This is a genomic window from Ideonella sp. BN130291, from assembly GCF_036231905.1.
Taxonomy (GTDB): Bacteria; Pseudomonadota; Gammaproteobacteria; order Burkholderiales; family Burkholderiaceae_C; genus CAMLIZ01.
Window position 1 is genome coordinate 409396 of sequence record NZ_JAZARE010000002.1, and the last position, 25550, is coordinate 434945.

21 protein-coding genes are annotated in these 25550 nt (G+C 68.2%); 11 read left to right on the forward strand and 10 right to left on the reverse strand.

Annotation, left to right across the window (positions count from 1 at the left end):
- Positions 1 to 26 precede the first annotated feature (26 nt).
- The 5 genes from VPH43_RS05235 to VPH43_RS05255 form a co-directional block, all read right to left on the reverse strand.
- Positions 27 to 800, reverse strand: coding sequence for a LytR/AlgR family response regulator transcription factor (locus tag VPH43_RS05235; RefSeq protein ID WP_328576598.1), 774 nt, complete (start codon positions 798 to 800; stop codon positions 27 to 29).
- Positions 797 to 1891: a sensor histidine kinase gene (locus tag VPH43_RS05240; protein ID WP_328576599.1), complete on the reverse strand. Its 1095-nt coding sequence runs from the start codon at positions 1889 to 1891 to the stop codon at positions 797 to 799. The genes VPH43_RS05235 and VPH43_RS05240 overlap by 4 nt, the downstream gene beginning before the upstream one ends.
- Before the next feature lie 101 nt (positions 1892 to 1992).
- A complete protein-coding gene (locus VPH43_RS05245; protein ID WP_328576600.1) occupies positions 1993 to 4818 on the reverse strand; it encodes a zinc-dependent metalloprotease in 2826 nt (941 codons plus the stop codon).
- 217 nt (positions 4819 to 5035) lie between these two features.
- Complete coding sequence (gene ettA, locus VPH43_RS05250) at positions 5036 to 6700, reverse strand: energy-dependent translational throttle protein EttA (protein WP_328576601.1); 1665 nt, start codon at positions 6698 to 6700, stop codon at positions 5036 to 5038.
- Between the two features lie 124 nt (positions 6701 to 6824).
- A complete protein-coding gene (locus VPH43_RS05255) occupies positions 6825 to 7799 on the reverse strand; it encodes a PEP-CTERM sorting domain-containing protein (RefSeq protein ID WP_328576602.1) in 975 nt (324 codons plus the stop codon).
- 239 nt (positions 7800 to 8038) lie between these two features.
- Between VPH43_RS05255 and VPH43_RS05260 the strand changes: the two genes are divergently transcribed.
- Together VPH43_RS05260 and VPH43_RS05265 are read left to right on the forward strand one after the other, a co-directional pair.
- On the forward strand, positions 8039 to 9508 hold the full coding sequence (locus VPH43_RS05260; RefSeq protein WP_328576603.1) for a DEAD/DEAH box helicase: 1470 nt from the start codon (positions 8039 to 8041) through the stop codon (positions 9506 to 9508).
- Positions 9509 to 9637: 129 nt separating this feature from the next.
- Positions 9638 to 10138: a hypothetical protein gene (locus VPH43_RS05265; RefSeq protein WP_328576604.1), complete on the forward strand. Its 501-nt coding sequence runs from the start codon at positions 9638 to 9640 to the stop codon at positions 10136 to 10138.
- 61 nt (positions 10139 to 10199) lie between these two features.
- Here VPH43_RS05265 and VPH43_RS05270 read toward each other — a convergent pair whose 3' ends face one another.
- Both VPH43_RS05270 and VPH43_RS05275 read right to left on the reverse strand, forming a co-directional pair.
- Positions 10200 to 10397, reverse strand: coding sequence for a hypothetical protein (locus VPH43_RS05270; protein WP_328576605.1), 198 nt, complete (start codon positions 10395 to 10397; stop codon positions 10200 to 10202).
- A 90-nt stretch (positions 10398 to 10487) separates the two neighbouring features.
- The gene (locus VPH43_RS05275) at positions 10488 to 12590 is read right to left on the reverse strand and encodes a M3 family metallopeptidase (RefSeq protein ID WP_328576606.1); all 2103 of its coding nucleotides are present in this window, start codon (positions 12588 to 12590) and stop codon (positions 10488 to 10490) included.
- Between the two features lie 271 nt (positions 12591 to 12861).
- Here VPH43_RS05275 and VPH43_RS05280 point away from each other — a divergent pair, with 271 nt between their 5' ends.
- The 6 genes from VPH43_RS05280 to VPH43_RS05305 all read left to right on the forward strand — a co-directional run bounded on the left by VPH43_RS05280 (position 12862) and on the right by VPH43_RS05305 (position 18127).
- Positions 12862 to 13749 carry a PEP-CTERM sorting domain-containing protein gene (locus VPH43_RS05280; RefSeq protein WP_328576607.1) on the forward strand — a complete coding sequence of 296 codons (888 nt, stop codon included), beginning with the start codon at positions 12862 to 12864 and terminating at the stop codon, positions 13747 to 13749.
- A complete protein-coding gene (locus VPH43_RS05285; protein ID WP_328576608.1) occupies positions 13746 to 14375 on the forward strand; it encodes a PEP-CTERM sorting domain-containing protein in 630 nt (209 codons plus the stop codon). The genes VPH43_RS05280 and VPH43_RS05285 overlap by 4 nt, the downstream gene beginning before the upstream one ends.
- Positions 14376 to 14451: 76 nt before the next feature.
- Positions 14452 to 15015, forward strand: coding sequence for a YaeQ family protein (locus VPH43_RS05290; protein WP_328576843.1), 564 nt, complete (start codon positions 14452 to 14454; stop codon positions 15013 to 15015).
- A 136-nt stretch (positions 15016 to 15151) separates the two neighbouring features.
- Positions 15152 to 17212, forward strand: a complete 2061-nt coding sequence (locus VPH43_RS05295) for a prolyl oligopeptidase family serine peptidase (protein WP_328576609.1) — start codon at positions 15152 to 15154, stop codon at positions 17210 to 17212.
- 28 nt (positions 17213 to 17240) lie between these two features.
- Positions 17241 to 17528, forward strand: a complete 288-nt coding sequence (locus tag VPH43_RS05300) for a GNAT family N-acetyltransferase (protein ID WP_328576610.1) — start codon at positions 17241 to 17243, stop codon at positions 17526 to 17528.
- On the forward strand, positions 17525 to 18127 hold the full coding sequence (locus VPH43_RS05305; RefSeq protein ID WP_328576611.1) for a DUF924 family protein: 603 nt from the start codon (positions 17525 to 17527) through the stop codon (positions 18125 to 18127). Before VPH43_RS05300 ends, VPH43_RS05305 begins: the two co-directional genes overlap by 4 nt.
- A 9-nt stretch (positions 18128 to 18136) precedes the next feature.
- On the opposite strand, the gene VPH43_RS05310 is transcribed toward VPH43_RS05305, so the two are convergent.
- Positions 18137 to 19834: a long-chain fatty acid--CoA ligase gene (locus VPH43_RS05310; RefSeq protein WP_328576612.1), complete on the reverse strand. Its 1698-nt coding sequence runs from the start codon at positions 19832 to 19834 to the stop codon at positions 18137 to 18139.
- Between the two features lie 98 nt (positions 19835 to 19932).
- Positions 19933 to 21747, reverse strand: a complete 1815-nt coding sequence (locus tag VPH43_RS05315; RefSeq protein ID WP_328576613.1) for a serine/threonine protein kinase — start codon at positions 21745 to 21747, stop codon at positions 19933 to 19935.
- Between the two features lie 171 nt (positions 21748 to 21918).
- Between VPH43_RS05315 and argG the strand changes: the two genes are divergently transcribed.
- Entirely contained in the window at positions 21919 to 23262 is a 1344-nt protein-coding gene (argG, locus tag VPH43_RS05320; protein ID WP_328576614.1) for an argininosuccinate synthase, read from the forward strand.
- Here argG and murB read toward each other — a convergent pair.
- Positions 23259 to 24287, reverse strand: a complete 1029-nt coding sequence (murB, locus tag VPH43_RS05325) for a UDP-N-acetylmuramate dehydrogenase (RefSeq protein ID WP_328576615.1) — start codon at positions 24285 to 24287, stop codon at positions 23259 to 23261. The genes argG and murB overlap by 4 nt on opposite strands.
- 43 nt (positions 24288 to 24330) lie before the next feature.
- On the opposite strand from murB, the gene VPH43_RS05330 reads away from it, so the two are divergent.
- Positions 24331 to 24831, forward strand: a complete 501-nt coding sequence (locus VPH43_RS05330; protein WP_328576844.1) for a YajQ family cyclic di-GMP-binding protein — start codon at positions 24331 to 24333, stop codon at positions 24829 to 24831.
- A gap of 6 nt (positions 24832 to 24837) precedes the next feature.
- On the forward strand, positions 24838 to 25476 hold the full coding sequence (locus VPH43_RS05335) for a retropepsin-like aspartic protease family protein (protein ID WP_328576616.1): 639 nt from the start codon (positions 24838 to 24840) through the stop codon (positions 25474 to 25476).
- Positions 25477 to 25550 lie beyond the last annotated feature (74 nt).

A 25550-nucleotide genomic window follows, 5' to 3' on the forward strand; every position in this document is an offset into this window, starting at 1 on the left:
GGCTCCCGCCGGCCTTTTTCTTTGGCCTACATCTGGCGGAAGACGTGCAGGTAGCTGCGGCTGACCGGCAGGAGTTCGGGCCGGCCCTGCATCTGCACCTCGGCCGTTTCGTTGGGCCCGCGGGTGACCTGCAGCACCTGGCGCAGGTTGACGATCACCGAGCGGTGCACCTGCACGAACACATCGGGGTTGAGCTCGTCGGCCAGTTCGCGGATGGTCTTGCGGATCAGGGCCTCGCCGCCCTCCCACACCACCAGGGTGTATTTCTCGTCGGAGCGCAGGTAGGCCACCTGGTCCACCGGGATCAGGCGCACGGTGTTGCCCACCGACGCCTTGATCCATTGCAGCCAGCCACCGGTGCCCTGGTGGCGCTTGAGTTCGGCGCTCAGGCGCTCGAGCACGGCATCCAGCGCCACCGGCGCCTGTGCGGCCGGGTCGCCGGCCCCGAGGCGCTGCTTCAGCCGCTGCACCGTGTCGGCCAGGCGCGCCTCGTCGAAGGGCTTGACCAGATAGTCGATGGCCCCGTGGTCGAAGGCCTGCACGGCATATTGTTCGAAGGCCGTGACGAACACCACCTGGGCCCGGCGGGCGATGGAGCGGGCCGCCTCGATGCCGTTCATGCCGGGCATGTGAACGTCGAGGAACACCACGTCGGGCGCATGCTCGTCGAACAGCTCCACCGCCTCGCGGCCGTTGCGGGCCTGCGCCACGACGGCCAGCTCCGGCCACAGGCGCGTCAGGTGGGCCGCCAGGCGCTCGCGCAGCAGCGGTTCGTCGTCGGCGATCAGGGCAGTGCTCATGGTGCGGGGGTGAAGATCAGTTCGGCGCGCACGCCGTGCGGGGTCTGTTCGGTCAGTTCCAGCCGGGCGCCCGGCCCGAAGAAGGCCTGCATGCGCTGGCGCAGGTTGGTCAGGCCCGTGCCCGGCGTGGCGGCTTCGGCCATGCCCACGCCGGTGTCGGCCACCCAGACATGCACGCTGCCATCGGCTGCATCGTTGCGCGCGCCCACCTCGATGCGGCCGCCCTGCTCGCTCGGGTCCACCCCGTGGCGCACGGCGTTTTCCACCAGGGTGAGCAGCGCCATCGCGGGAAAGCGCAACGCGCGCAGGGCCGGGTCGATCTCCACCTGGTACTGCAGACGGTCCGGCATGCGCATGAACATCAGCTCCAGGTAGGCCCGCACCAGCGCCTCTTCGCTGCCCAGCGTGGGGGCGTCGCCATGCAGCTTGGGCATGGCCGCGCGCAGGTAGGCGATCAGGCTCTTGAGCACCTCGGCGGCACGCGGCGAGCCGCTTTCCACCAGCGCCTGCACATTGGCCAGGGTGTTGAAGAGGAAGTGCGGCTCGATCTGCGCCTGCAGCAGCGACAGCCGCGCGTCCAGGGCCTGCCGCTCCAGCGTGGCGCGCTCCAGCGCGAAACGCAGCTCCTGCTGGTGGGCCTGCGCATCGCGCTCACGGTAGAGCGCGCCAAGCGCCAGCACCAGCCCCAGCACCAGCGACACGCTGGACACGATCACGATCCCCGTGACTCGCTCGGGCAGCGCCAGCAGCGCGCTCACATTGCCACCCACCGACAGCAGGTAGACCAGCAGCGTGGCCAGCGGCGCGGCGATCACCACCGCCAGCACCTGCGCCATCCAGCGCGGCAGCCAGCGCGGCGACCATTGGCGCGCCGCGGTGAAGGCCAGCAGCAGCGCCATCGACAGGAACAGCGTGCGCCCCAGCAGTACCGGGAAGGGCGGCAGGAACAGCGGGTTGAGCGCTGCGGCCACCACCACCGCCAGCACCAGCGCGATGAGCACGCTGCGCCCGGTCAGGGCGGAAAAAAACGACCCGGGCGGCGGCGCGGTATCGGGTGGCGGCGTGGGCACCACGGGCGGGGCTGCAGACATAGGGCCCGACGATACCCCCGGCACTGCGGCCCTCCAATGGCCGCGCAGGCCGGATGCGACGGACGACGGTTTGGGGGCTGCCGCTGGCGGCCCGACGCGCGCTACACCCCGGCGCGCACCAGCTTGGCAGCCAGCGCCTGGGACAGCGTTTCGGCGCTGTCGGCCAGGTGGGCCTTGGCCTCCACGCTCAAGCCCGGCCGCTTGGTGGCCGCATTGATGCGCGTGAGCAGCGCCTGCGCTTCGCTGCGCAGCAGGCTGCGGGCGTCACTGCGGCTGTAGGCCGAGGGCCGCAGCACGAGTGACGCCAGCCGGTTCACATGGTCGCGCTGCAGTTCGCGGCGCAGCGGCGGGATGTCGCCCTTGCGTGCGGCCAGCTCGCTCCACACCTCGGCATTGAGGCGGCCGTACAGCTCGGACACATGGAAGGCCTCACCCGGGCGGCTCTTGCCCTCGCTGTCGACGATGCGCGAGATCACGGTGTCGCTCATCAGCTGCCCCAGCAGCGCGCGCTGCAGCGACAGCACCATGCCGTCGAGCGAAAAGTCGGTCTGCACGCTGGCCATGGCGTCGCCTTCGAACACCGCGTCGGTGCGCTCCTGGAAGTCCGGCGCCAGGCGGCGCGCCAGTGCCGGCGAGATGCGGAAGCTGTCGGCCGACAGCAGGCCGCGAATCAGCAGGTCCAGCGCCTCGCGCTGCTGGCTGGCCGGCACCGGCGTGAGCGGGTCGCGGCCGGAGCCGGGGAAGTCGCGCAAGGTCCGCACGCCGCCGATCTGGCGCGCCAGCGCACCGGCCGCACGGCTCACGTCGCGCAGGGCATAACTCACCGAGCGGCGCAGCACCGAGTAGTCCTCGGTGGGCTTGAGCTCGCGCGCTTCCTGGCGCTTGAGCAGGTCGCGTGCAATGTCGATGCGCTTGCGGGCGAAGGCCAGCACATCGCTGCCCAGGTCGAACTGCACGGCGTCCGGGTCCACGCCGAGGAAGTTGTCCTCGTCGGTGGCGTAGGCCAGCTGGGGCTCGCGGCTGCGCGCGCCGATCCTGGCCAGCTCGGCCTGCACCTGCTCGGGTGTGGTGCCGGGCGCGAAGGGCTTGTAGGCGTATTCCACCGCCCAGTAGTCGTAGGGGCCCAGGGTGGTCTGGAACGGCGTGCCGCCCTTGTCGCCGGGGCGCGGCAGGTTGATCGGCGCGTACTCCATCACCGAGCCGGTGTTGCCGTTGGCGCGCGTGAACTGCGGGTCGCTGAGCTGGGCTTCGGTGTAGGCGGTGGAGGCGCGGAAGTTGTGGCGCAGGCCGAGGGTGTGGCCCACCTCGTGCATCGTCGTGTCCTTGAGGTAGTCGAACACGAACTGCTGCGCCTGCGGGCCGTCCGGGGCGAGGTCGCCGCGCGCCTCCAGCACGTCCAGCGCGTAGTCCATCTGCTCGCCGGCATGCTGGGCATAACTGCACTGCAGCGGGTCGTGGGCGTGTGCGGCCACCGCACCGCCGTTTTCCAGCAGGCCCGGCCACGCGCTCATCAGCGCCTTGCCGAGCACCTGCGCGCGCACCGAACGGATGGAGCGGGAGGACAGGCTTTCGATGCCGATGTCGGCATCCAGGATCTCGCCGCTGCGCGGGTCCACATGGCTGGGGCCGATGGCGCCGAACTGCGGGTTGCTGTTGGTCATCCAGCGGATGGACGCATAACCCATGTCCAGCGTGTCGAAGTCGGCGTTCTCCGGCTGCACCTGCACCACTAGCGCGTTCTTGAAACCGATGCGCTCGAAGGCCTTGTTCCACTCCAGCACGCCGGCGGTGATGGCCTCGCGGTACTTGGGCGGGATGGTGCGGTCCAGCCAGAAGGTGATCGGCTTGACCGGCTCGGACAGCGCCGCGGCCGGATCCTTCTTCTCCAGGCGCCAGCGGTTCACGTAGCGCACGCGCGGGCTGCGGGCGAGGTCATCGCCGAAGTCGTTGACGTTGGTGGTGAAGTGCCCGATGCGCGGATCCGCCTTGCGCGGCGCCATCGGCTCCTCGGGCAGCCGGCCGAGCGAATAGTGCAGGTTGACGAAGAGGCTGCGCGCATCCGGCAGGCCGCCCGGCACCACCGGCGCACCGCTGCCGCCGCCGGACGAGCTGGCGATGGAGGAGGTGGCGTAGTGGTTCATCACCTCGAACACCACCTCGTCGGCCTTGCCGCGCAGCGCGGTGATGGCCGAATGGCGCGGATCGAAGCCATAACCCTGGTGGAAGTTGCGCTGCAGCAGCATGCCCACGCCCAGCATGTCGCTCACGAACAGGCCGTTCGCCTCGATCAGCACCGACTTGTGCTCCGGGTGCGGCTGGCTCACCACCGGCGAGCTGCCCAGCAGGCTGGGCGAAAACGCCGCCTTGACCGCCAGCGCCTCGGCGCTGCCCGCCTTGGCCACGAAGGCCGTGTTGCGCGCGATCATCTGCACCTGGTTGTGGATGCGCCGGAATTCCACGACCTGCGGCTTGCCATAGGCCTCGCCCCAGCTACGTGTCATGGTGCCGCCGAAGAGCCCGCCTTCGCCGATGCCGCTGGCGAACTTGGGGCTCAGGAAAAACGGCTTGTTGAAATCCTCCGGCCGCAGCTCGATCCAGACCTTCTCGTCCTTCTGCCACAGGGTGAACAGGCCCTCGGTCTTGCGCGCGTCCTTGATGACGTTGGCAAAGTGCGGCGGGCTGCCGGGTGGCAGCGGGGGGGTGGCTGCGACAGGCGCGGCTGAGGCCAGTGTCACCACCGGGGCCGAAGCACCGGGGGCGGCGGGCACCGGTGTGCCGGTGAGGTGGGCCGGGGCCGGCGCGGGCGGCGTGGTGGCCACGGCCACCAGGTTGCTCACCGCAGCGCAGCCGGTCAGGAACCACACGACGCAAGCAGCGGTGGCAGACAGCGCCGTGCGGGCGGCGATAGAGCGCGAGGGTCGGTCCATGGATACAGCGGCAGGACGGGCAGAGGGGGCAGGCACGTGGGTTGCCTGCCTTGGAATTCGTGCTTGCGGCCCGAGCCGCCAGCGTTGCGTCAGAACACTAACACCGCGTTTCGTTCCCGGCCATCGCGAATTGACCGGTGCGCGCGGCCTATTTCTCGGCCTGCGCCGCCACGCGGCCAGCGCCCCATGAAAAAAGCGACCCGCAGGTCGCTTCGGTTCACTTGAGCGCCTTGAAGCGCAGCCGATGCGGCTTGGCGCCCTCTTCGCCCAGGCGCTTCTTCTTGTCGGCCTCGTACTCCTGGTAGTTGCCGTTGAAGAAGAACCACTGGGAGTCGCCTTCAGCGGCCAGGATGTGCGTGGCAATGCGGTCCAGGAACCAGCGGTCATGGCTGATCACCATCACCGAGCCGGCAAATTCGAGCAACGCATCTTCCAGCGCGCGCAAGGTTTCGACGTCCAGGTCGTTCGACGGCTCGTCGAGCAGCAGCATGTTGCCGCCCTGGGCCAGCGTCTTGGCCAAGTGCAGGCGGCCGCGTTCACCGCCGGACAGGTTCTTCACCAGCTTCTGCTGGTCGTTGCCCTTGAAGTTGAAGCGGCCGATGTAGGCGCGCGAGGGCATCACGAACTTGCCGACCACGATGTTGTCCAGCCCGCCGGAGACGTCTTCCCACACCGTCTTGTCGCCTTCCAGCGAATCGCGGCTCTGGTCCACGAAGGCCATCTTGACCGTCTTGCCGATCTTCACCGTGCCGGAATCGGGCTGCTCCTTGCCGGAGATCATGCGGAACAGCGTCGACTTGCCGGCGCCGTTGGGGCCGATGATGCCGACGATGGCACCCGCGGGCACCTTGAAGCTCAGGTTGTCGATCAGCACACGATCACCAAAGCTCTTGGACACGCCCTCGAACTCGATCACCTCGTTGCCCAGGCGCTCGGCCACCGGGATGAAGATCTCGTTGGTCTCGTTGCGCTTCTGGTAATCGACGTCCGACAGTTCCTCGAAGCGCGCCAGGCGAGCCTTGCTCTTGGCCTGGCGCCCCTTGGCGTTGGAGCGCACCCACTTCAGCTCCTCCTTCATCGCCTTCATGTGGGCGTCTTCGGCCTTCTGCTCGGCCTCCAGGCGGGCTTCCTTCTGCTCCAGCCAGTCGCTGTAGTTGCCCTTCCAGGGGATGCCACGGCCGCGGTCCAGCTCCAGGATCCACTCGGCCGCGTTGTCCAGGAAGTAGCGATCGTGGGTGATGGCCACCACGGTGCCGGAGAAGCGCTTGAGAAACACTTCCAGCCATTCCACCGACTCGGCGTCCAGGTGGTTGGTGGGTTCGTCCAGCAGCAGCATGTCCGGCTTGCTCAGCAGCAGGCGGCACAGCGCCACGCGGCGCTTCTCGCCCCCTGACAGGTTCTGGATGGTGGCTTCCCAGGGCGGCAGGCGCAGCGCGTCGGCCGCGATCTCCAACTGTAGGTCGGTGTTTTCACTGCCGGCGGCGGCGATCACCGCCTCCAGCTCCTGCTGCTCGGCCGCCAGCGCGTCGAAATCGGCGTCCGGCTCCGCATAGGCGGCGTACACCTCGTCCAGCCGCTTCTTGGCGGCCAGCACGCCACCCAGGCCTTCTTCCACCGCCTGGCGCACCGTCTGCGACGGCTCCATCTGCGGCTCCTGCGGCAGGTACCCGATCTTGATGCCGGGCATGGCGACGGCTTCGCCCTCGATGTCCTTGTCCAGGCCGGCCATGATCTTCAGCAGGGTGGACTTGCCCGAGCCGTTGAGGCCGAGCACGCCGATCTTGGCGCCGGGGAAGAAGGACAGCGAGATGTCCTTGAGGATCTGCCGCTTCGGCGGCACGATCTTGCCGACGCGGTTCATGGTGAAGACGTACTGGGCCATGGCGGGTGCTTCTCTGCTGGACTTCCGGGGTAACCCGCTAGGGTACCAGATCGGTTCTGGCGGTCGACGCGGCCGGGGAAATGAAAAAGCCCGGCGAGGCCGGGCTTGGGGTGAATGCCGCCTGTCAGCCGCGGCGGCGCACCGAAGCCAAGCCGAGCATGCCGCCAGCGAGCAGCAGCCAGGTGGCTGGCTCCGGGACCGGACGGGCAACAAAGGCGCCACCGGTGCCATCGGCATTGGTGTAGTTGCCCACCAGCCAGCCCTGGTCGTTGACGCCCTCGACGAAGGTGCTTTGGGCGCCCTGCACTTCGATGATCTGGAAATTGTCCGGCGTACCGAAAAACCCAACGATGCGTGTCGAGCCCGTCTCGGGGTCCACCTCGTTCGTGGCCAGCCAGCCGCCGATGCGGCCGTCCGAGGTAATGTCGCGGAAGTTGGTCTGGCGAAAACCGGCAAAGCTGAAGTCCTGCCGCACGCCGGTGTTCAGGTCGTAGGTGAAGCTGACTTTCGTAAACGACCCGTCTTCCCCGAAGATGCCCTCGCTGCCAACGACCGTTCCGTGGCTGTTGACGCCCTGCGCGATCGTCGGGCCGGGACCGCCGATCAGTTGCACGCCCAGCCCACCCTGCGTGTCGAACACAAACCCGCCACCGCTCATATTGAGTCCGGACACGAAACGTCCGTCAGGTGAGATACCCCGCACCATCGGGGAGTCGACACCGGGCACATCGAACGAGGTGAATGTGCTGCCGTTGTACAGGTAGCCACTGTACGGACCGTCATAGAGATCGCCGGTCCAAGGATCCACCTGCTGCGTGGTGAAGTACGTGCCGGCGATCACCCCGTTATCGCTGATGGCGCCGGAAAATGCGCCGAGCGCTCCGGGCGGCAGCGGCAGATAGGTCGTCACGCCATGGCTGTAGGTGAAGTTGCTTCCCAGCAATACGCCGGCGTTGTTGATGTCCGCCAAGAATGTGCTTTGCCCTTCGAGGGTGAACACGTCTACCTGGTAGTTGGCGGCCTGCGCGGCGACCGCACCCATCGTCATGGCAGCCAACGCGGCGACGCGCTGCACAGCGCGCACGGCTCTCTTCGTCATGCGTTCCTCCCCAAAAGTGCATGCAGCGCGGATTATGCGAAGCACCAGGGGGGTGCCGGCCCCCGCGAACACGGGATGAACCAACCAGGTACAATCCCGCCTCAAGCAGTTGCGATTCCAGTCGTCTCTTCACTGCGGTCGATTCCGACCTGAGCGCCAGTCCGGCGCACCTTCCCCACCTTCTGCCTGCGACTGGCGCCCCACATTGGCGGCGACAGGCCGATCTTTGTCATCCCTCCATGTCATTCGATTCCCTCGGCCTGGCCGAGCCCCTGCTGCGTGCCGTTCGCGAACAAGGCTACGACACCCCCACACCCATCCAGGCCCAGGCGATCCCCGCCGTCCTGAAGGGCGGTGACCTGCTGGCCGGCGCACAGACCGGCACCGGCAAGACCGCCGGTTTCACGTTGCCGCTGCTGCACCGCCTGTCGGCCACGCCGGCGGTGCGCGACGCCAAGGGCCGCGTGGCCATCCGCGCGCTCATCCTCACGCCCACGCGCGAACTCGCAGCGCAGGTGGAAGAAAGCGTCCGTACCTATGGCCAGTACCTCAAGCTCACCAGCATGGTGATGTTTGGCGGGGTCGGCATGCAGCCGCAGATCGACAAGCTGCGCCGCGGCGTCGACATCCTCGTGGCCACCCCGGGCCGCCTGCTGGACCATCACCAGCAAGGCACGCTCGATCTGAAGCACGTGGAGATCTTCGTGCTCGATGAAGCCGACCGCATGCTCGACATGGGCTTCATCCACGACATCAAGAAGGTGCTGGCGGTGCTGCCGCAGAAGAAGCAGAGCCTGCTCTTCAGTGCCACCTTCAGCGATGAGATCAAGGCCCTGGCCGACCGCCTGCTGAATGCGCCCGCGCTGATCGAGGTGGCGCGCCGCAACGCCACCGCCGACACCATCGCGCAGAAGATCCACCCGGTGGACCGCGACAAGAAGAAGGAACTGCTGGCCCACCTGATCCAGCAGGGCAACTGGCACCAGGTGCTGGTGTTCACGCGCATGAAACACGGTGCCAACCGCCTGCAGGAATACCTGGAGAAGGTAGGCATCAGCGCGATGGCGATCCACGGCAACAAGAGCCAGGGCGCACGCACCAAGGCGCTGGCCGAGTTCAAGAGCGGCGACCTGCAGGTGCTGGTGGCCACCGACATCGCGGCGCGCGGCATCGACATCGACCAGTTGCCCCACGTGGTGAACTTCGAGCTGCCCAACGTGCCGGAAGACTACGTGCACCGCATCGGCCGTACCGGCCGCGCGGGGGCGCAGGGCGAAGCGATCTCGCTGGTGTGCGTGGACGAGGACATCTTTCTGCGCGACATCGAAAAGCTGATCAAGCGCAGCATCCCGCGCGAGGTGGTGCCGGGATTCGAGCCGGACCCGAACGCCAAGGCAGAGCCGATCGTGCTGGGCCGCATGGTGATCGGCGTGGGTGCCGGTGGCCGAGGCGGCAACAGCAACCGCCGCGGCGGTGGCGGCGGCGGCCAGTCGCGGTCGCAGGCCCCCGCCCGCGGCCAGGGCGGCAACGGGCAAAACCATGGTGGCGGGCGGCCCCAGCAGCCCCAAGGCCAGGCTCAGCGCTCCGGGCGCCCGCCTCAATCGGCGGCTCCCCAGCCGGCCCCACGCAGCCAAGCCCCGGCCCCTGCGCCGGCACGCCGTGAAGGTGGCCCCCGCCCCGGCGCACGCCTGACCCAGCCGAAGCGCTGAGCGCTATATCGCGGCGTATCCCCACGCCGCGGTCGGTCGCCATTGCTGCCGACTCTTTCAGTTTGTAGTAGGTGCTCACAACGGCAGGGTCGGTCCCGCACTACGCTCTCCGGCCTTGATGGAGGACGAATGAGGACCGAGCTGCACACCGCATGGCAGGGCATGGAGCTGATCGTCACGCAGAACGGTCAGGAGCTCGATCGCATTCCGGCGGACGACATCCAGCGGGTGGTGCTGGTCTGCCGGGGCGCGGGTGACACACCCGGCGACCTGGCGTTCGCGGTGATCGAGACCAGCGCGGACGCCGTGGTGCTGCCCGCCGACAGCGGCATTGCCGGCCGGGTGCACTTCGAGCGCCAGGCGTTCTGGGCCCAGCGCAACTGCATCTACTGGGTGAGCGAGTCGCACGCCGCCCTGCCCCGCCGCTTGCGGCCCGGGCTGTGGATCCTGCGGCGCCAGCGCCCCGGCTACATGCGCGTGGCGCGTGCGGAACTCAGTGGTGCGATCGAGCAGTGGCCGCTGGAAGGCCCGCAGACCTGGGAACAGCGCAAGTGGGACCGGATCGCCAAGAGCCGCCTGCTGGCCCCGCTGGACCAGGCGCCCAAACACAACCGGCCCGGCCAGAAATGAAAAAACCCGGCGATGCCGGGTTTTTTGTTGGGCGCTTGGATTGAGCGCCGGGTACGACAGCTCAGCTGGCGCTGGCGGCCTTGGCGGCCTTCTTCGCCTTGGCAGCCTTCTTGTGCTTGGCAGCCTTGTGGGCGCCCGAAGCAGCCGGCGCAGCGGCGGAAGCCGAGGTCGCGGGCGTGGCCGGGGTCGCCGGGGTGGCTTGGGCAAAGGCGCCGGCGGCAAATGCGGTGGCAACCAGGGCAGCAAACAGTTTCTTCATGTGTTTTCCTCTCGCGATGGGGATCGTTGAGCGATTCGCTCACAGCCCACAACGAGTGGCGACCGCCCCTGGTTGACCCGCTTCGCCGCATCAGGCTGGCTGCAGCAGGCCGCGTTTTTCCAGCAGCGGCTCGATGGTGGGCGGCCGGCCGCGGAAGGCCGCAAACGCCTGCCCCGGCTCCAGGCTGTTGCCCGACGAATAGATGAAGCGCTTCAGCCGCGCCGCCACGTCCGGGTCGAAGGGGCTGCCCGCCTCCTTGAAGGCGCCGTAGCCATCAGCGTCCAGCACCTCGGCCCACAGGTAGACGTAGTAGCCGGCCGCATAACCGTCGCTGGAGAACAGGTGCTGGAAATGCACCAGCCGATGGTTCAGGCCCACCGCATCGGGCAGGCCCTGCTCCCGCATCACCTGCGCCTCGAAGGCCGATACGTCCTGGATGCTCGCCGGGTCCGGATGGCTGTGCACCGCCATGTCGACCAGGGAGCTGGCGCAATAGCGAACGGTGTCATACCCCTGACCGAAACGCCGCGCGGCCTGCAGCCGCTCGATCAGGGCATCGGGAATCGGCTGGCCGGTCTTCCAGTGGCGCGCATGGCGCTGCAGCACCTCCGGCTCCGACATCCAATGTTCATACAGCTGCGACGGCAGCTCGACAAAGTCGCTCAGCACCTGGGTGCCCGACAGCCGCGTGTAGGTGACGCTGGACAGCAGGCCGTGCAGGCCATGGCCGAACTCGTGGAACAGCGTGCGCACGTCGTCGAAGCTCAGCAGGGTGGGCTCGCCGGCGGCCCCCTTGGCGAAGTTGTTGTTGTTGATGATCACCGGGTACACCGGCGAGCCGGCCGCATCACCGTTGAGTGACTGCCAGCTGAAGCCGCTCATCCAGGCACCGCTGCGCTTGCTGGGCCGCGCGAAGTTGTCGTGCAGGAACACGCCCATGCGCTGGCCCCGCTCGTCGTGCACCTCGTAGGCCTTGACGTCGGGGTGGTAGAGCTTGAGGTCCGGCCGCGGCGTGAAGCGCACACCAAACAGGCGCTGCGCACAGTCGAAGGCCGCGGACACCATGGCGTCCAGCGGGAAGTACGGCTTCACCTCGGCGTCGTCGATCGCGTAGTCGCGCTGGCGCACCTTCTCGGCCCAGTAGCGCCAGTCCCAGGCCTGCAAAGCCTCGGTCGCGCCCTCGGCGCGCTGCACCGCAAGCAGCGCTGCGCGCTCACGCTCCACCGCGGCCTTGGAGCGTTGCCACACGTCGGCCAGCAGGCGGTTCACCGCGGCCGGCTCTTTCGCCATGCGGTCCACCAGGGCGTAGTCGGCATAGCTGGCGTAGCCATGCAGGCGCGCCTGCTCCTGGCGCAAGGCCAGGATCTCGCGGATCAGCGGCCGGTTGTCGTGCGCACCGTCGTGTTCGCCACGCGTGATCCAGGCCCGCCAGGCCTGCTCACGCAGGTCACGGCGCTCCGAGAAAGTGAGGAACGGCACGATGAGCGAACGCGACAAGGTGATCACATACCCTTGCACGCCGCGCTGGGCGGCGGCCTCGCGCGCGGCCGCCCGCAGGAAGTCGGGCAGCCCCGCCAGATCGTTTTCGCCTTGCAGTACCAGCTGGTAGCCGGCTTCGTCGTGCAGCACGTTCTGCGCAAAGGCCGTGGTCAGCTCGGCCAGGCGCTGCATCACGGCGGCATAACGCTGCTGCGCCGCTGGGGGCAGTTGGGCGCCGGCGCGCACGAAGTCCAAGTGCACCCGCTCCAGCAGCCGCAACGGCTCGGGCGCCAGCCCCAGGCCCAGGCGTGCCTCATGCAGCGCATGCACCCGCCGGAACAGCCCTTCGTGCATGTAGATGGCGCTTTCGTGCGCCGCCAGCGGCATCGCCATCTCCCGCTGCACCGCCTGCAGCTCAGGCGAGGTTTCGGAGGCACAGAGGTTGTGGAACAAGGCCTGCACCCGCGCCAGCGTCTGCCCGCTGCGATCGAAGGCAGCCAGCGTGTTGTCGAAGGTGGGTGCGTCCGGTTGGCTGGCGATCGCGTCCAGCTCCGCGCGGTGCTCGCGCATGGCCACCTCGAAGGCAGGGGCGAAGTGCTGCGCGCGCACGCGTTCGAAGGGCGGCACGTGGTACGGCGCCTCCCAGGGCTGGAGCAAAGGGTTGTGGTCGGTGCCAGGGCTCGTGGCCGGCACGCCGTTCGTCAGCATCGTCATGGCAACTGCACTCCTGCTAGTCCGGTGGTAGACCGGAGCATCCATGATGCCAGCGCCCGTCGCCGCCTGCTGGCCTGCCTTGGTTGCCATACAAGGGCTTACGCCTACAGACTTGTTCTGCGTTGAGCCAATCCCTCATGCGCGCTTCGCTATAACAGCCCGGACATATCAAACGACGCGACGGACGACAAGACCTCGGTTGGAAGTGGCACGCCCAAAGGTCGGCATCTATAAGGGCGGTTCCGCCTCTTCCCTACACACCTTCCAAGCCATGACACGTAGTACCTCCTTGACACCTGCCTGCCTCGCGGCCGCCTTAGCCTTGGCGGCCGGCTTTGCGGCATCGGCGCATGCGTCGCCCATGGCCGCTGCGTCCGCCGATTTCCACAACCTCAGCTTCAGCTTCATTGACCTCGATCTGGGAGACGGCGTGACGCCGGCCGTCTTCGGCATCGACGGCATGGCCACCGCGACGACCGCGGGGTACGACCGCCATTTGATGTTGTCGACGGTCACCATTACCGATCACGCCGACGACCTTGCCGCGGGCCTCGCCGGACCGGCGCAAAGCACGCTGATATCTGGCTCGACGGAGCTGTCGGCCTCTTCCGGCGCAAACGCCATGTCGGCGCGGGCGTCGACCACCGGTTCGAGCGTCAACGTGCTGGAGAATTTCAGCGCCCGCGTCGACAGCAAGCTGTTGTTCGGTGCGCTTATGCTCACCTTGGCGCCCAACTCGGTGCTCGTCCTGTCGGGAGACCTGGCGTTGTCCGTGTTCACCGACCAATGCTTCTCCACCCGATGGGGTGAGAGCTGCCAGGAGGCCTACGGCGGTGCGCAGCTCAAGCTTTTTGCACCGGATGCCTCCGGAGGGTTGGGCCAGCAAAGCTCCATCGCCCGCTTGGACCACAGCTTGCTGGGCTCCGGGTCCGGCCCGATCACATTCGACAGCGTTCAACACCTCCAGGTGTCGCTGACCAATCTGACGGACCAGCCTCTGCAGTTCAGCTTCGAAGCCAATGTTTGGGCTGGTGGCCGCAGCGCGCTGGCCGTGCCGGAACCGCAGACCTATGCCTTGATGCTGGCCGGCTTGGCCGGTATCGCGGGTTTGCGTCGTGCAAGAGACCGCCGCGCCGCCGCTCCGGGGAGCCTCGCATGAAGACACTGATGTTCAGCGCGACGCTGTTCGTCGCTGCGAGCGCTGCGCAAGCCCAGTTCGCTCCTCCTCTCACCTTCGACAGCGAACCCGCTGCCGCGACGTTTGCGGCCGCCGGCGCCGTGCAGTCCTTGACTTTTGGAGACCTCAGCATCGATGGTGGTGTGGTGCTTGGCATCCCGCCCTTCACTTCATTCCAATTGCCAGGGACGCTGCACACGACGTACGCCACGTCCCATCTGGGTGACGACAGCTTGCAAAGCGCCCTCACGCTCACCATTTCCGGCACTTGGCGCTACCAGCGCATCACGGGCATGCTCTTCAACGGCCTGCCCGGCGCCTCCGACTATGTGGTGGACGCCTACCGTGCTGGCCAACTGGTCGCCAGCGATGCGCTGCGGGTAATTGGTGGAGAGACCGACCTCTTCGAAGTCAATTTCGTCCAGGGCATAGATCAGCTGGTCTTCCGGACGGCGCAGGCAGACCCCAGCCTGTGGGACTTTGGCATCCACTACAGCGTTTTCTCCGCTCCCGTTCCCGTACCTGAGCCAAGCACCTGGGCGCTGGCCCTGGTTGGTGCTGCGTGCATCGGCGCGGCGTATCGACGTTCCCGACGATCTCCCGATTGAACCCCCGGGAGGAAGCCACAGGCGAGCGGTCGCACGCTCGCCTGTGGCACAGTGGACGGCTTTGCCGGCCCCCACCATGGCGCTCAAGTCCACCATCTTCAAAGCCCAGCTGCAGCTGGCCGACATGGACCGCCATGTCTACGGCGACCATGCGCTCACGCTCGCCCGCCATCCGTCGGAAACCGACGAACGCATGATGATGCGGGTGCTGGCCTACGCGCTGCAGTTGCCCGCCGACGACCACCGCGGTGCGCTGGAGTTCGCCAAGGGCCTGTCCGACCCCGATGAGCCGGACCTCTGGCAGAAGGACCTCACCGGCGCCCTGGTCCAGTGGATCGAAGTGGGCCAACCCGACGAGCGCCGGCTGCTCAAGGCGGCGGGCCGCGCCGAGCGCGTGAGCGTCTTCGCCTACAGCAGCAGCGCGCTGCTGTGGTGGCAACCGCTGGCCAACCGGCTCACGCGGGCGGAGAACCTCGCGGTGTGGCAGCTGCCGGCCGACCAGAGCCAGGCACTGGCCTTGCTGGCCGAACGCAGCATGCGGCTGCAGGTGAACATCCAGGACGGCACCGTGTCGATGGACAACGGCAGCCGGGGGGTCGAACTGACGCTGCAGCCGCTGATGAAACCCCGCGAACGCTGAAGGCGGCGCGGCTCCTATCATCCGGGGCTTTGCAGCTCGGCGGCCACAAGCCGCACCAAGCCTCATGCGAACCCTGCTCTCGCGCGCGCTGCGATCCGCGGCGCTCACCGGTTTTCTTGCTGTCCCGTTGTTTGCCATGGCCCAGACTTCCGCTCCCTCCAACGACGATTCCTTCCAATGGCTGGAGGAGGTGCAAGGGGAGAAGGCGCTGGACTGGGCGCGCGAGCGCAATGCCGTTTCGCGCAAGCAGCTGGAGGCGCACCCGCGCTTCCAGGCCACGCGCGAGGAACTGCTGAAGATCCTGAACTCGAAGGAACGCATCCCCTACGTGTCGCGCCAGGGCGACTGGTTCTACAACCTCTGGCAGGACGAGAAGAACAAGCGCGGCCTGTGGCGCCGCACCACGCTGGCCGAATACCGCAAGCCCAACCCGGCGTGGGAGACGGTGCTGGACCTGGACGCCCTGGGCGCGGCCGAAAAGGAAAACTGGGTCTGGCACGGCGCCACCTGCTTCGGGCCGGCCTACGCGCGCTGCCTGCTGAACCTGTCGCGCGGCGGGGCCGATGCGGCGGTGGTGCGCGAGTTCGACACCCAGACCAAGCGCTTCGTGGACGGCGGCTTCGCCTTGCCCGAGGCCAAGACCAGCGTGGACTGGCTGGACGCCGACACGGTGTACGTCGGCACCGACTTCGGCCCCGGCTCGCTCACCGAGTCGGGCTACCCGCGCGTGATCAAGCGCTGGAAACGCGGCCAGCCGCTGAGCGCGGCCGTCACCGTCTTCGAGGCCCAGCCCAAGGACGTGAGCGCCTTCGTGACCGTGGACCGCACACCCGGCTTCGAGCGCACGGTGTTCGGCCGCTCGCTGGACTTCTACAACACCGAGGCGTTCCTGCAGGCCAAGGACGGCTCGCTGCAACGCATCGACAAACCCAGTGACGCCTCGGTGTCGTTCTGGCGCGAACACCTGTTCCTCGAACTGCGCAGCGACTTCAAGCAAGGCGACACCACCTTCCCACGCGGCTCCCTGCTGGTGGCCGATGCCGGGGCCTATCTCAAAGGCGAACGCAAGCTGCATGCGCTGTTCACGCCCACACCGACGCGCTCGCTGGCCGGCTTCACGCTCACACGCTCGCATGTGCTGCTGAACCTGATGGACAAGGTTGCCAGCCGCGTCGAGGAATGGCACGTGGCCGATGGCCGGTGGCGCATGCGCGAGGTGGATGCGCCCTTCCCTGGCACGCTGGGCGTGAGCGGCCTGTGGGATCCCCTGCTCAAGGATGACCCGCTGGGCGACGCCTACCTGCTGACCTACACCGACTTCCTGACGCCGGACACCCTGGCCCTGGGCCGCACCGGCAGCAACCGCCGGGAGGCGTTGAAGGCGCGGCCCGCGTTCTTCGACGCTGCCGGCATGCGGGTGGAGCAGGCCTTCGCCAAGTCCAAGGACGGCACCGAGGTGCCCTACTTCGTGGTCTGGCCCAAGGGTGCCACCGCCGACGGCAGCAACCCGACCCTGCTGTACGGCTACGGTGGATTCGAGGTGTCCATGCAGCCCTGGTACTCGGGCGGCTTCGGCACCGCCTGGTTCAACCACGGCGGTGTGCTGGTGGTGGCCAACATCCGCGGCGGCGGTGAGTTCGGCCCGGCCTGGCACCAGGCTGCCCTCAAGGCCAACAAGCAGAAAAGCTACGACGATTTCATCGCGGTCGCCGAGGATCTCATCCGGCGCAAGATCACCAGCCCGCGCCACCTCGGCATCGAGGGTGGCAGCAACGGCGGCCTGCTGGTGGGCGCCACTTTCGTGCAGCGGCCGGACCTCTTCAATGCGGTCGTGTGCCAGGTGCCGCTGCTGGACATGAAGCGGTACCACAAGCTGCTGGCGGGCGCCTCGTGGATGGCCGAGTACGGCAACCCGGACGATCCCGCCGAATGGGCCTTCATCTCGAAGTACAGCCCCTACCAGAACGTGAAGTCTGGGGTGAAGTACCCCAAGGTGCTGTTCACCACCTCCACCCGCGATGACCGCGTGCACCCAGGCCACGCCCGCAAGATGGCCGCGCGCATGCTGGCCCAGGGCCACGAGCTGCTGTACTACGAGAACATCGAGGGCGGCCATGGCGGCGCGGCAGACAACTTCCAGCGCGCCGACCTGCAGGCACTGGAGTTCAGCTACCTGTGGCAGCAGCTCGCACGCTGACGGGCACGGCGTTCGCTGGACCGATCGCATGAACAACACACCCTCTTGGACGGTGACGCACAACGCGGCGCAGTCGCGCTTCGAAGCCACCGTGGACGGCCAACTCAGCGAGGCGGCCTACCGCCTCAACGGCGACGTGATGACCATGACCCACACCAGCGTGCCGCCCGCGCTGGAGGGCCGCGGCATCGCCGCCTCCCTGGTGGAAAAGGCCATCGCGCATGCGCGCGAGCAGGGGCTGAAGATCGAGCCGCAGTGCGCCTACGTCGCTGCGTACATGCAGCGCCACCCCGAAGCGAAGGACGTGCTCGCGTGAGCGCGGCCGCGCCCCTGGCGGGCAGCGAACCGGCCGGAGTGCTGGAATTCTGGTTCGGCCCGCCCGAGCTGGCCGACACCGAAGCGGTCACCTCGCGCTGGTTCCGCAAGGACGCCGCGTTCGACCGGGAGATCAGCGACCGCTTCGGCGCACTGATCGAGCGCGCGCTGGCCGGCGAGCTGACGGATTGGGCCTGGCAGCCGGGGCCTGCGCTGGCGCGCATCCTGCTGCTCGACCAGTTCACCCGCAATGCCTTTCGCGACTCTGCCCGCGCCTTTGCTGGCGACCCGCTCGCGCTGGCAGCGGCCCGCCAGATGGTGGCGCTGGGCCAGGACCAGCAGCTGCCGCTGCTGCGCCGTGTGTTCGTGTACCTGCCGTTCGAGCATGCCGAGGACCTGGCGGCCCAGCGGGAGGCGCTGCGCCTGTTCGACGCCCTGGTGGCCGAGGCGCCCGGGCTGGCCGGCTATGCCGACTACGCGCGCCGGCACCACGAGATCATCGAGCGCTTCGGACGCTTCCCGCACCGCAACGCGCTGCTGGGCCGGGAGTCCACCCCGGAAGAGCTGGAATTCCTGCGGCAGCCCGGCTCGGGCTTCTGACACACCGCCTCAGGCGGCCTCCTGGTCCTGCAGCAGGCGCCACATCACCTTGCCGGAGCCGCTCTTGGGCAGGGCGTCCACGAACTCCACGATGCGCGGCACCTTGTAGGCCGCCATGTGTTCGCGTGACCAGTCGATGATGTCCTGCTCGGTGGCCTTGCCTTTGGCCTCCGCGCGCAGCACCACCACCGCCTTCACCGTCTCCCCGCGATAGGCATCCTTGGCGCCGATGATGCAGGCTTCCTGCACCAGCGGGCACTTGAAAAGCAGCAGTTCCACCTCCGAGGGCCACACCTTGAAACCGCTGGCGTTGATCATGCGCTTCAGGCGGTCGGTGATGAAGAAGTAGCCCTCCTCGTCCATGCGCCCCAGGTCGCCGGTGCGGAAGAAGGGCTTGCCGTCGATCTGGATGAACGCGGCCTTCGTGGCCTCGGGGTAGCGCCAGTAGCCCTTGAACACCATCGGGCCGTGGGTGACGATCTCGCCCACTTCGCCCGGCGGCAGTTCCTGCAGGGTGACGGGGTCCACCACGCGCGAGTCCACCCCGTAGATCGGGATGCCCAGGCATTGCAGCTTGGCGCGCTCGGGCGGGTTGCCGTGGCTGGGCGCAGCGGTTTCGGTGAGGCCGTAACCCTCGGCGAAGGTGAGGCCGAACTCCTGCTGCAGCCGCTCCGCCACGGCCTGCGGCATGGCGGCGCCGCCACCGCTGAGGTAGGTGAGGCTGGAGAGGTCGAAGCTCTTGTAATTCGGGCTGCCGAACAGGTCGATGATCATCGTGGGGATGCAGGTCCAGTGCGTCACCCGGTAGCGCGAGATCAGCCGCCCGGCGAGCTCGCGGTCCCAGCGCGGCATCAGCACGGCGGTGCAGCCCAGGTACACCGGCCCGAGCACGCCGTAGAGCATGCCGGTGATGTGGAACAGCGGCACCACCGCCAGCGTCACGGTTTCGGCACTGGCATGGCTCCACAGCCCGCCGCCCACGGTGTTGGACAGCAAGGTGCGGTGGGTGTGCATGCAGCCCTTGGGCAGGCCGGTGGTGCCCGAGGTGTAGGGCAGCACCGCCAGGTCGTCCACCTGGGCGGTGTGCGGTCCGGGCTGCAGGCCGGCCGCCAGCGCGTCCTGCCAGCGCGTGCAGCCGGCGGGCAGCGGCGGGTCGGACAGCAGCCAGTCCAGCAGCGCGGGCGAGGGTTTCTGGTCCTCGGGAATGCCGGTCTCGGGCAGGGCATCGGCATAACGCGCCACCAGCAGGTGCTGCAGGCGTTGTGCCTCGGGCAGCGCGGCATTCGCCTGTGCCACGATGCCGGCCAGGTCGGCGCTGCACAGCGCCACCCTGGCCTCCGGGTCCACGATGTAGTGGCCGAACTCGTCGGCCCGGTTCATCGGGTTCACCGGCACCACCACCGCGTCGGCGCGCAGGATGGCGTAGTAGCCCACGATGTATTGCGGGCAGTTCTGCATGTACAGCAGCACCCGGTCGCCTTTTTTGACGCCGCGGCTTTGCAGCCAGCCGGCGATGGCCTCGGCCTGCGCCATCAGCTCGGCAAAGCGCAGTTCGCGGCCGAAGAAGACGTAGCCCGCCTTGTCCGGATACCGCCGTGCCGACACCTCGAGGTTGAACCACAAGGATGTTTGCGGCACGGTCAGCGCACGCGGCAGGCGGCGCGGCCAGATGGCATGGTGCGGGCGCACCGGGGAAGACGAAGTCACCTGAACACTCCTGACGTGAGACGTCAGATGTACCCCAAGCCCAGGCACCGGCGCATCCGCCAATTCCCGATCGGGCCTGTCACCCAGGTGTCAGCGCTTCAGCGCTCCAGCATGCGCTCGCGGCGGTCCTGTTCCGCCTTTTGCAGGCGCACACATTCAGGATGCGTGCGCAGCCGGGGATCGGTGTCGCACTCATGCTTCATGCAGATCAGCCGGGTGAGGAACATGCGGTCGGCGCAACGTTCCTGCGGGCCGGTGACGGCTGCATGGGCGGCAGGAGCCGGCCGCGGCTTGGCACGCTCCTTGTCGCGTGAGCGCTCTCGCGGCGCCGCAGGCAGCACCACGATCGGCTGCTCGGCGCTGCCGTTCTCGGGCAACGCCGCTGCGGGCTCCTGGCCGGCCGGTGTGGATGCGGGAGAGGCGGCCACCGTGGTGGGTGCCGTTGCCGGGGCAGCCACCCGGCGAGCGGGCCTGGCAGGTGGAAGCACGGTTTCGATGGTCTCCACTTCGACCGGGGCTGCAGACGCAGCGGTCAGCGCGGGCGCCGCCGCGGGCGCGGACGCGGCCGGTGCAGTGGCTGCCCGCCCATCCGGCTTCGCTGAGGGCAGGACCCACGCAAATGCGGCGAGCAGGCCCACCACCCCGGCCACGGCAGCGGCCCGCAGTTGCCATGCGCGGCGAGGCTCACCCGCCCCGGCCCACAGCTTGCGCCGCACCGCGGCCGGCAAAGGCAGGGCCGGCGGCGCAGCGGCAGCGGGGTCGGTGGCGGCTTCAGGCACCCGGTGGACGGTGAACCCGCGCCACAGCGGATGGCTGGCCTCGGCCTGGCCGGGCGGAGGAAGGGTGGGCGCCTGCAGCGGCAGCACGCTGGCGGCGGCCGCGGAGGCGGGCATGGTGGGGTCGAAATCCGTCACGGGGGGCGGCGCAGAGGCGCGTGTCGCCACGCTGGGCACCGTGGTGTCGTGACGCATCAGGCTGGGCACGGCCATGCGGCCTTCCAGCACGTCGCGCCACAGCACCACGCTCTGCGGGCGCTCCTGCGGCCGCACCGCCATCGCCCAGTCCACCGCCTGCAGGAAGGCGAGCGAACAGCCGGACGGCTGCAGCCGCGCCAAAGGCGGCAGCTCGTCGTGCAGGGCACGCGCGGCGGCCGGCAGCGGCGGCTGGCCGGTGAGCAGGTAGTACACGGTGGCGGCCAGGCCGTACAGGTCGGTCCAGGGGCCCTGGCGCATGGCGGCGACGTCGGCGTACTGCTCGATCGGCGCGAAATGCGGCTTGAGGATGGCGGTGAGCGCATGGCTGCGGTCGCCGATCACCCGGCGGGCGGCGCCGAAATCCAGCAGCACCGCATGGCCCTCGTCGGTGAGCACGATGTTGTCGGGCGCGATGTCCCGGTGGTACACGTCCTCGCGGTGCAGGCGTTCCAGTGCGCCCAGCATCGGGTCGATCATCGCCCGGCACCAGGCTTCCCCCGGGGAGCCGGGTGCCATCGCCTGGCGCACCTGGCGCAGGGTGCGGCCGTGGTACATCGGCATGGCCATGTAGGCGGTGCCGTTGTCCTCCCAGAAGCGGTACACCTTGACCAGCGACGGATGGTCGAAGCGGGCCAGCAGGCGCGCCTCGTTCACGAACGAGCGCAGGCCCAGCGCGAAGGTCTCTTCATGGGCCTGGGCGCGGATGGTCACCCGGTGGCCCGGGCCCCGGCCGGCCAGGGTGACTGGCATGTATTCCTTGAGCGCCACCTCGCGTTCCAGCGCGTGGTCCCAGGCGAGGTAGACGATGCCGAAGCCACCCGCGCCCAGCACCTGGCGGATCTCGAATTCGGCGAGCCGTGTGCCCTGGGGCAAGGCGTCGCCCGGGTGGGCAGCCAATGGCGGCGGCCCTCCCTTCAGCGCGGGGGAGGCCTCGGACATCCCGCCAGCTTATCGCCTCGAGCCGGGTGCCGCCGAAGACCCCACGACAGGCCCCGGGCACGCGTGACTTGTTGCACTGCGATACACCGCAGCGGCCCGCCAGCCGGCGGCCCATAAAATCCGTGTTTTCCCCGGCCCCGCCCGTCCGACCACTTCCCGCCCCCGCACACCATGCCCACCATCCTCCAGCACCTTCCCTCCGGCCAGAAAGTCGGCATCGCGTTCTCCGGCGGCCTGGACACGAGCGCGGCGCTGCACTGGATGCGCAACAAGGGCGCCATTCCCTACGCCTACACCGCCAACCTGGGCCAGCCCGACGAGCCGGACTACGACGACATCCCGCGCCGCGCGATGCAGTACGGCGCCGAGAAGGCGCGCCTGATCGACTGCCGCGCGCAGCTGGTGGCCGAAGGCCTGGCCGCGCTGCAGTGCGGCGCCTTCCACATCACCACCGCCGGCAGCACCTACTTCAACACCACGCCGATCGGCCGCGCCGTCACCGGCACCATGCTGGTGGCGGCCATGAAGGAGGACGAGGTCAACATCTGGGGCGACGGCAGCACCTTCAAGGGCAATGACATCGAGCGCTTCTACCGCTACGGCCTGCTCACCAACCCGGCGCTCAAGATCTACAAGCCCTGGCTGGACCAAGCCTTCATCGACGAGCTGGGTGGCCGGGCCGAGATGAGCGCCTTCATGCAAAAGGCCGGCTTCGCCTACAAGATGTCCGCCGAGAAGGCCTATTCCACCGACTCCAACATGCTGGGCGCCACCCACGAGGCCAAGGACCTGGAGCACCTGTCCACCGGCATGAAGATCGTGCAGCCGATCATGGGCGTGGCCTCCTGGCGCGACGACGTGGAGGTCAAGCGCGAAGAGGTGACTGTGCGTTTCGACGAGGGCCGCCCGGTCGCGCTGAATGGCCGGGAGTTCGCCTCGCCGGTGGACCTGTTGATGGAAGCCAACCGCATCGGTGGCCGCCACGGCCTGGGCATGAGCGACCAGATCGAGAACCGCATCATCGAGGCCAAGAGCCGCGGCATCTACGAAGCGCCCGGGCTCGCGCTGCTGTTCATCGCCTACGAGCGCCTGGTCACCGGCATCCACAACGAGGACACCATCGAGCAGTACCGCGACAACGGCCGCCGCCTGGGCCGCCTGCTCTACCAGGGCCGCTGGTTCGACCCGCAGGCCATCATGCTGCGCGAGACCGCCCAGCGCTGGGTGGCGCGCGCCATCACCGGCGAGGTGACCCTCGAGCTGCGGCGCGGCAACGACTACACCATCCTGAACACCGAGTCGGCCAACCTGACCTACGCGCCGGAACGCCTGAGCATGGAGAAGGTGGAGAACGCGCCCTTCTCCCCGGCCGACCGCATCGGCCAGCTCACGATGCGCAACCTCGACATCGTGGACACGCGGGAGAAGCTGGCCATCTACGCCAAGAGCGGGCTGCTGTCACTGGGCCAGGGTGCGGCGCTGGCCAAACTGTCCGACGACGGCACGAAGGCCTAAACGACCACCGGTTCGGGTTCGAGGCGGATCCCGAACCGGCCGTACACGCTCTCCTGAATCGCCCGGGCCAGCGTGACGACCTCGGCGCCACTCGCGCCGCCGCGGTTCACCAGCACCAGCGCCTGCTTCTCGTAGACGCCGGCGCGGCCGATGGTCTTGCCTTTCCAGCCGCAGGCGTCGATCAGCCAGCCGGCGGCCAGCTTCACCGTGCCGTCCGGCAGCGGGTAGTGCACGATCTCCGGATCGCGGCCGATGATGTCGCGGCACTGCTCTTCACTCACCACCGGGTTCTTGAAAAAGCTGCCCGCGTTGCCGATGAGGGCCGGGTCCGGCAGCTTGCTGCGCCGGATGGCACACACCCAGTCGAAGATCTGGCGTGCGTCGGGCGATGTGATGCCGCTCTCGTGCATCTTGCGCTCGAGGTCGAGGTAGCCCACCACGGGCGTCCACGGCCGGGGCAGCTTCAGGCGCACCCGCGTGATCACGCTCTTGCCGGCGAGTTCGCGCTTGAACACGCTGTCGCGGTAGGCGAAGTGGCACATGCCGGCGTCGAAGTGCACGCTGCGGCCGGTGACCAGGTCCACCGCGTCCAGCGACTCGAAGCGGTCCTTCAGCTCCAGCCCGTAGGCGCCGATGTTCTGCACCGGCGCCGCGCCCACGGTGCCTGGGATCAGCGCCATGTTCTCCAGGCCGGCAAAGCCCTGGTCCAGCGTCCAGGCCACCGCGTCATGCCAGGTTTCGCCGGCGCCGAACTCCACGATCACCGCATCGTCGCGCTCCTGCACCACCCGCCTGCCCATCACCTCCACCTTGAGCACCAGGGTGTCGAGGTCGCGGGTGAGCACCACGTTGCTGCCCCCGCCCAGCACGAACTTGGGCGCACGGCCGAGCTGGGGATCCCCCAGCACGCGGCGGATATCCGCGTCAGCCTTCACGCGCACGAGCTGCTGCGCCACCGCCGGCAGGCCGAAGCTGTTGTAGGGTCGCAGGTTGACGCCGCGCTCGACCGCAAGAGGGGTTGGCATGGCAGAATTTTCGCCGATCATCACGCTTGCCAAAGCCATTTCCATGCCGAGCTTCGATACCGTCCTCGAACCCAACCTGGTGGAGCTGCGCAATGCGGTCGACCAGAGCAACAAGGAAATCGGCACGCGCTTCGATTTCAAGGGCTCCGACGCCCGCATCGAGCTTGTCGACAAGGGCACCGACAAGAGCATGACGCTCTATGCCGACAGCGATTTCCAGATCAGCCAGGTGAAGGACATCCTGCTGGCCAAGCTCACCAAGCGCGGCGTGGACGTGCGCTTCCTCGACGACACCGCCAAGATCGAGAAGATCGGCGGCGACAAGGTCAAGCAGCTGATCAAGATCAAGGCGGGCATCGACAGCGAGACCGCCAAGAAGATCCAGACCCTCATCAAGCAGAGCAAGATGAAGGTGCAGGCCGCCATCCAGGGCGACACGGTGCGCATCACCGGGCCTAAGCGCGACGACCTGCAGGCAGCCATGGCGCTGCTGCGCAAGGACGTGGCCGACGTGCCGCTGTCCTTCAACAATTTCCGCGACTAGGCTTTCATGACACACCGCATCGCCGCCGCGTTGCTGCTGGCGGCGCTGTGCGCTACCGCAAGCGCGCAGACCGTCACCTTCAACGGCAGCATGGGCGACAAGGCCCTGCTCGTCATCGACGGCCAGCCGCGCACGGTGGCCCTGGGCGCCACCGTGGCCGGCGTGCGCCTCACCGGCTTGAGCGCCGACGAGGCGAAGGTGGAATTCGGTGGGCGCAGCCTGGCCTTGCGCCACGGCACACCGGTGAGCATGGGCGGCGCCGCGTCGGGTGGCGGCGGCCAGGAGATCGTGCTCAGTGCCGGGCTGGGCGGCCACTTCCTCGCCAACGGCAGCATCAACGGCAAGGCCGCGCGCTTCATGGTGGACACCGGCGCCACTGCGATCTCCATTCCCCAGGCCGACGCGGACCGCATGGGGCTGAACTACCGCAGCGGCCGCATGATCCCCATGAACACCGCGAACGGCACCGTGCCCGGCTACCTGATCAACCTCACTTCCGTGCGCATTGGCGACGTCGAAACGTACAACGTGCAGGCGGTGGTGATGCCGGCGCCCATGGAGCACATCCTGCTGGGCAATACCTTCCTGTCGCGCTTCCAGATGAAGCGCGACAACGACACGCTGCGCCTGGAAAAGCGGCCCTGAGCCCGGCCGCTGCCGTTACCTTCCGATTCAGCGCGGCCGTCCATCCTGCGGCACAAAGGCGGACTGGCGACCAG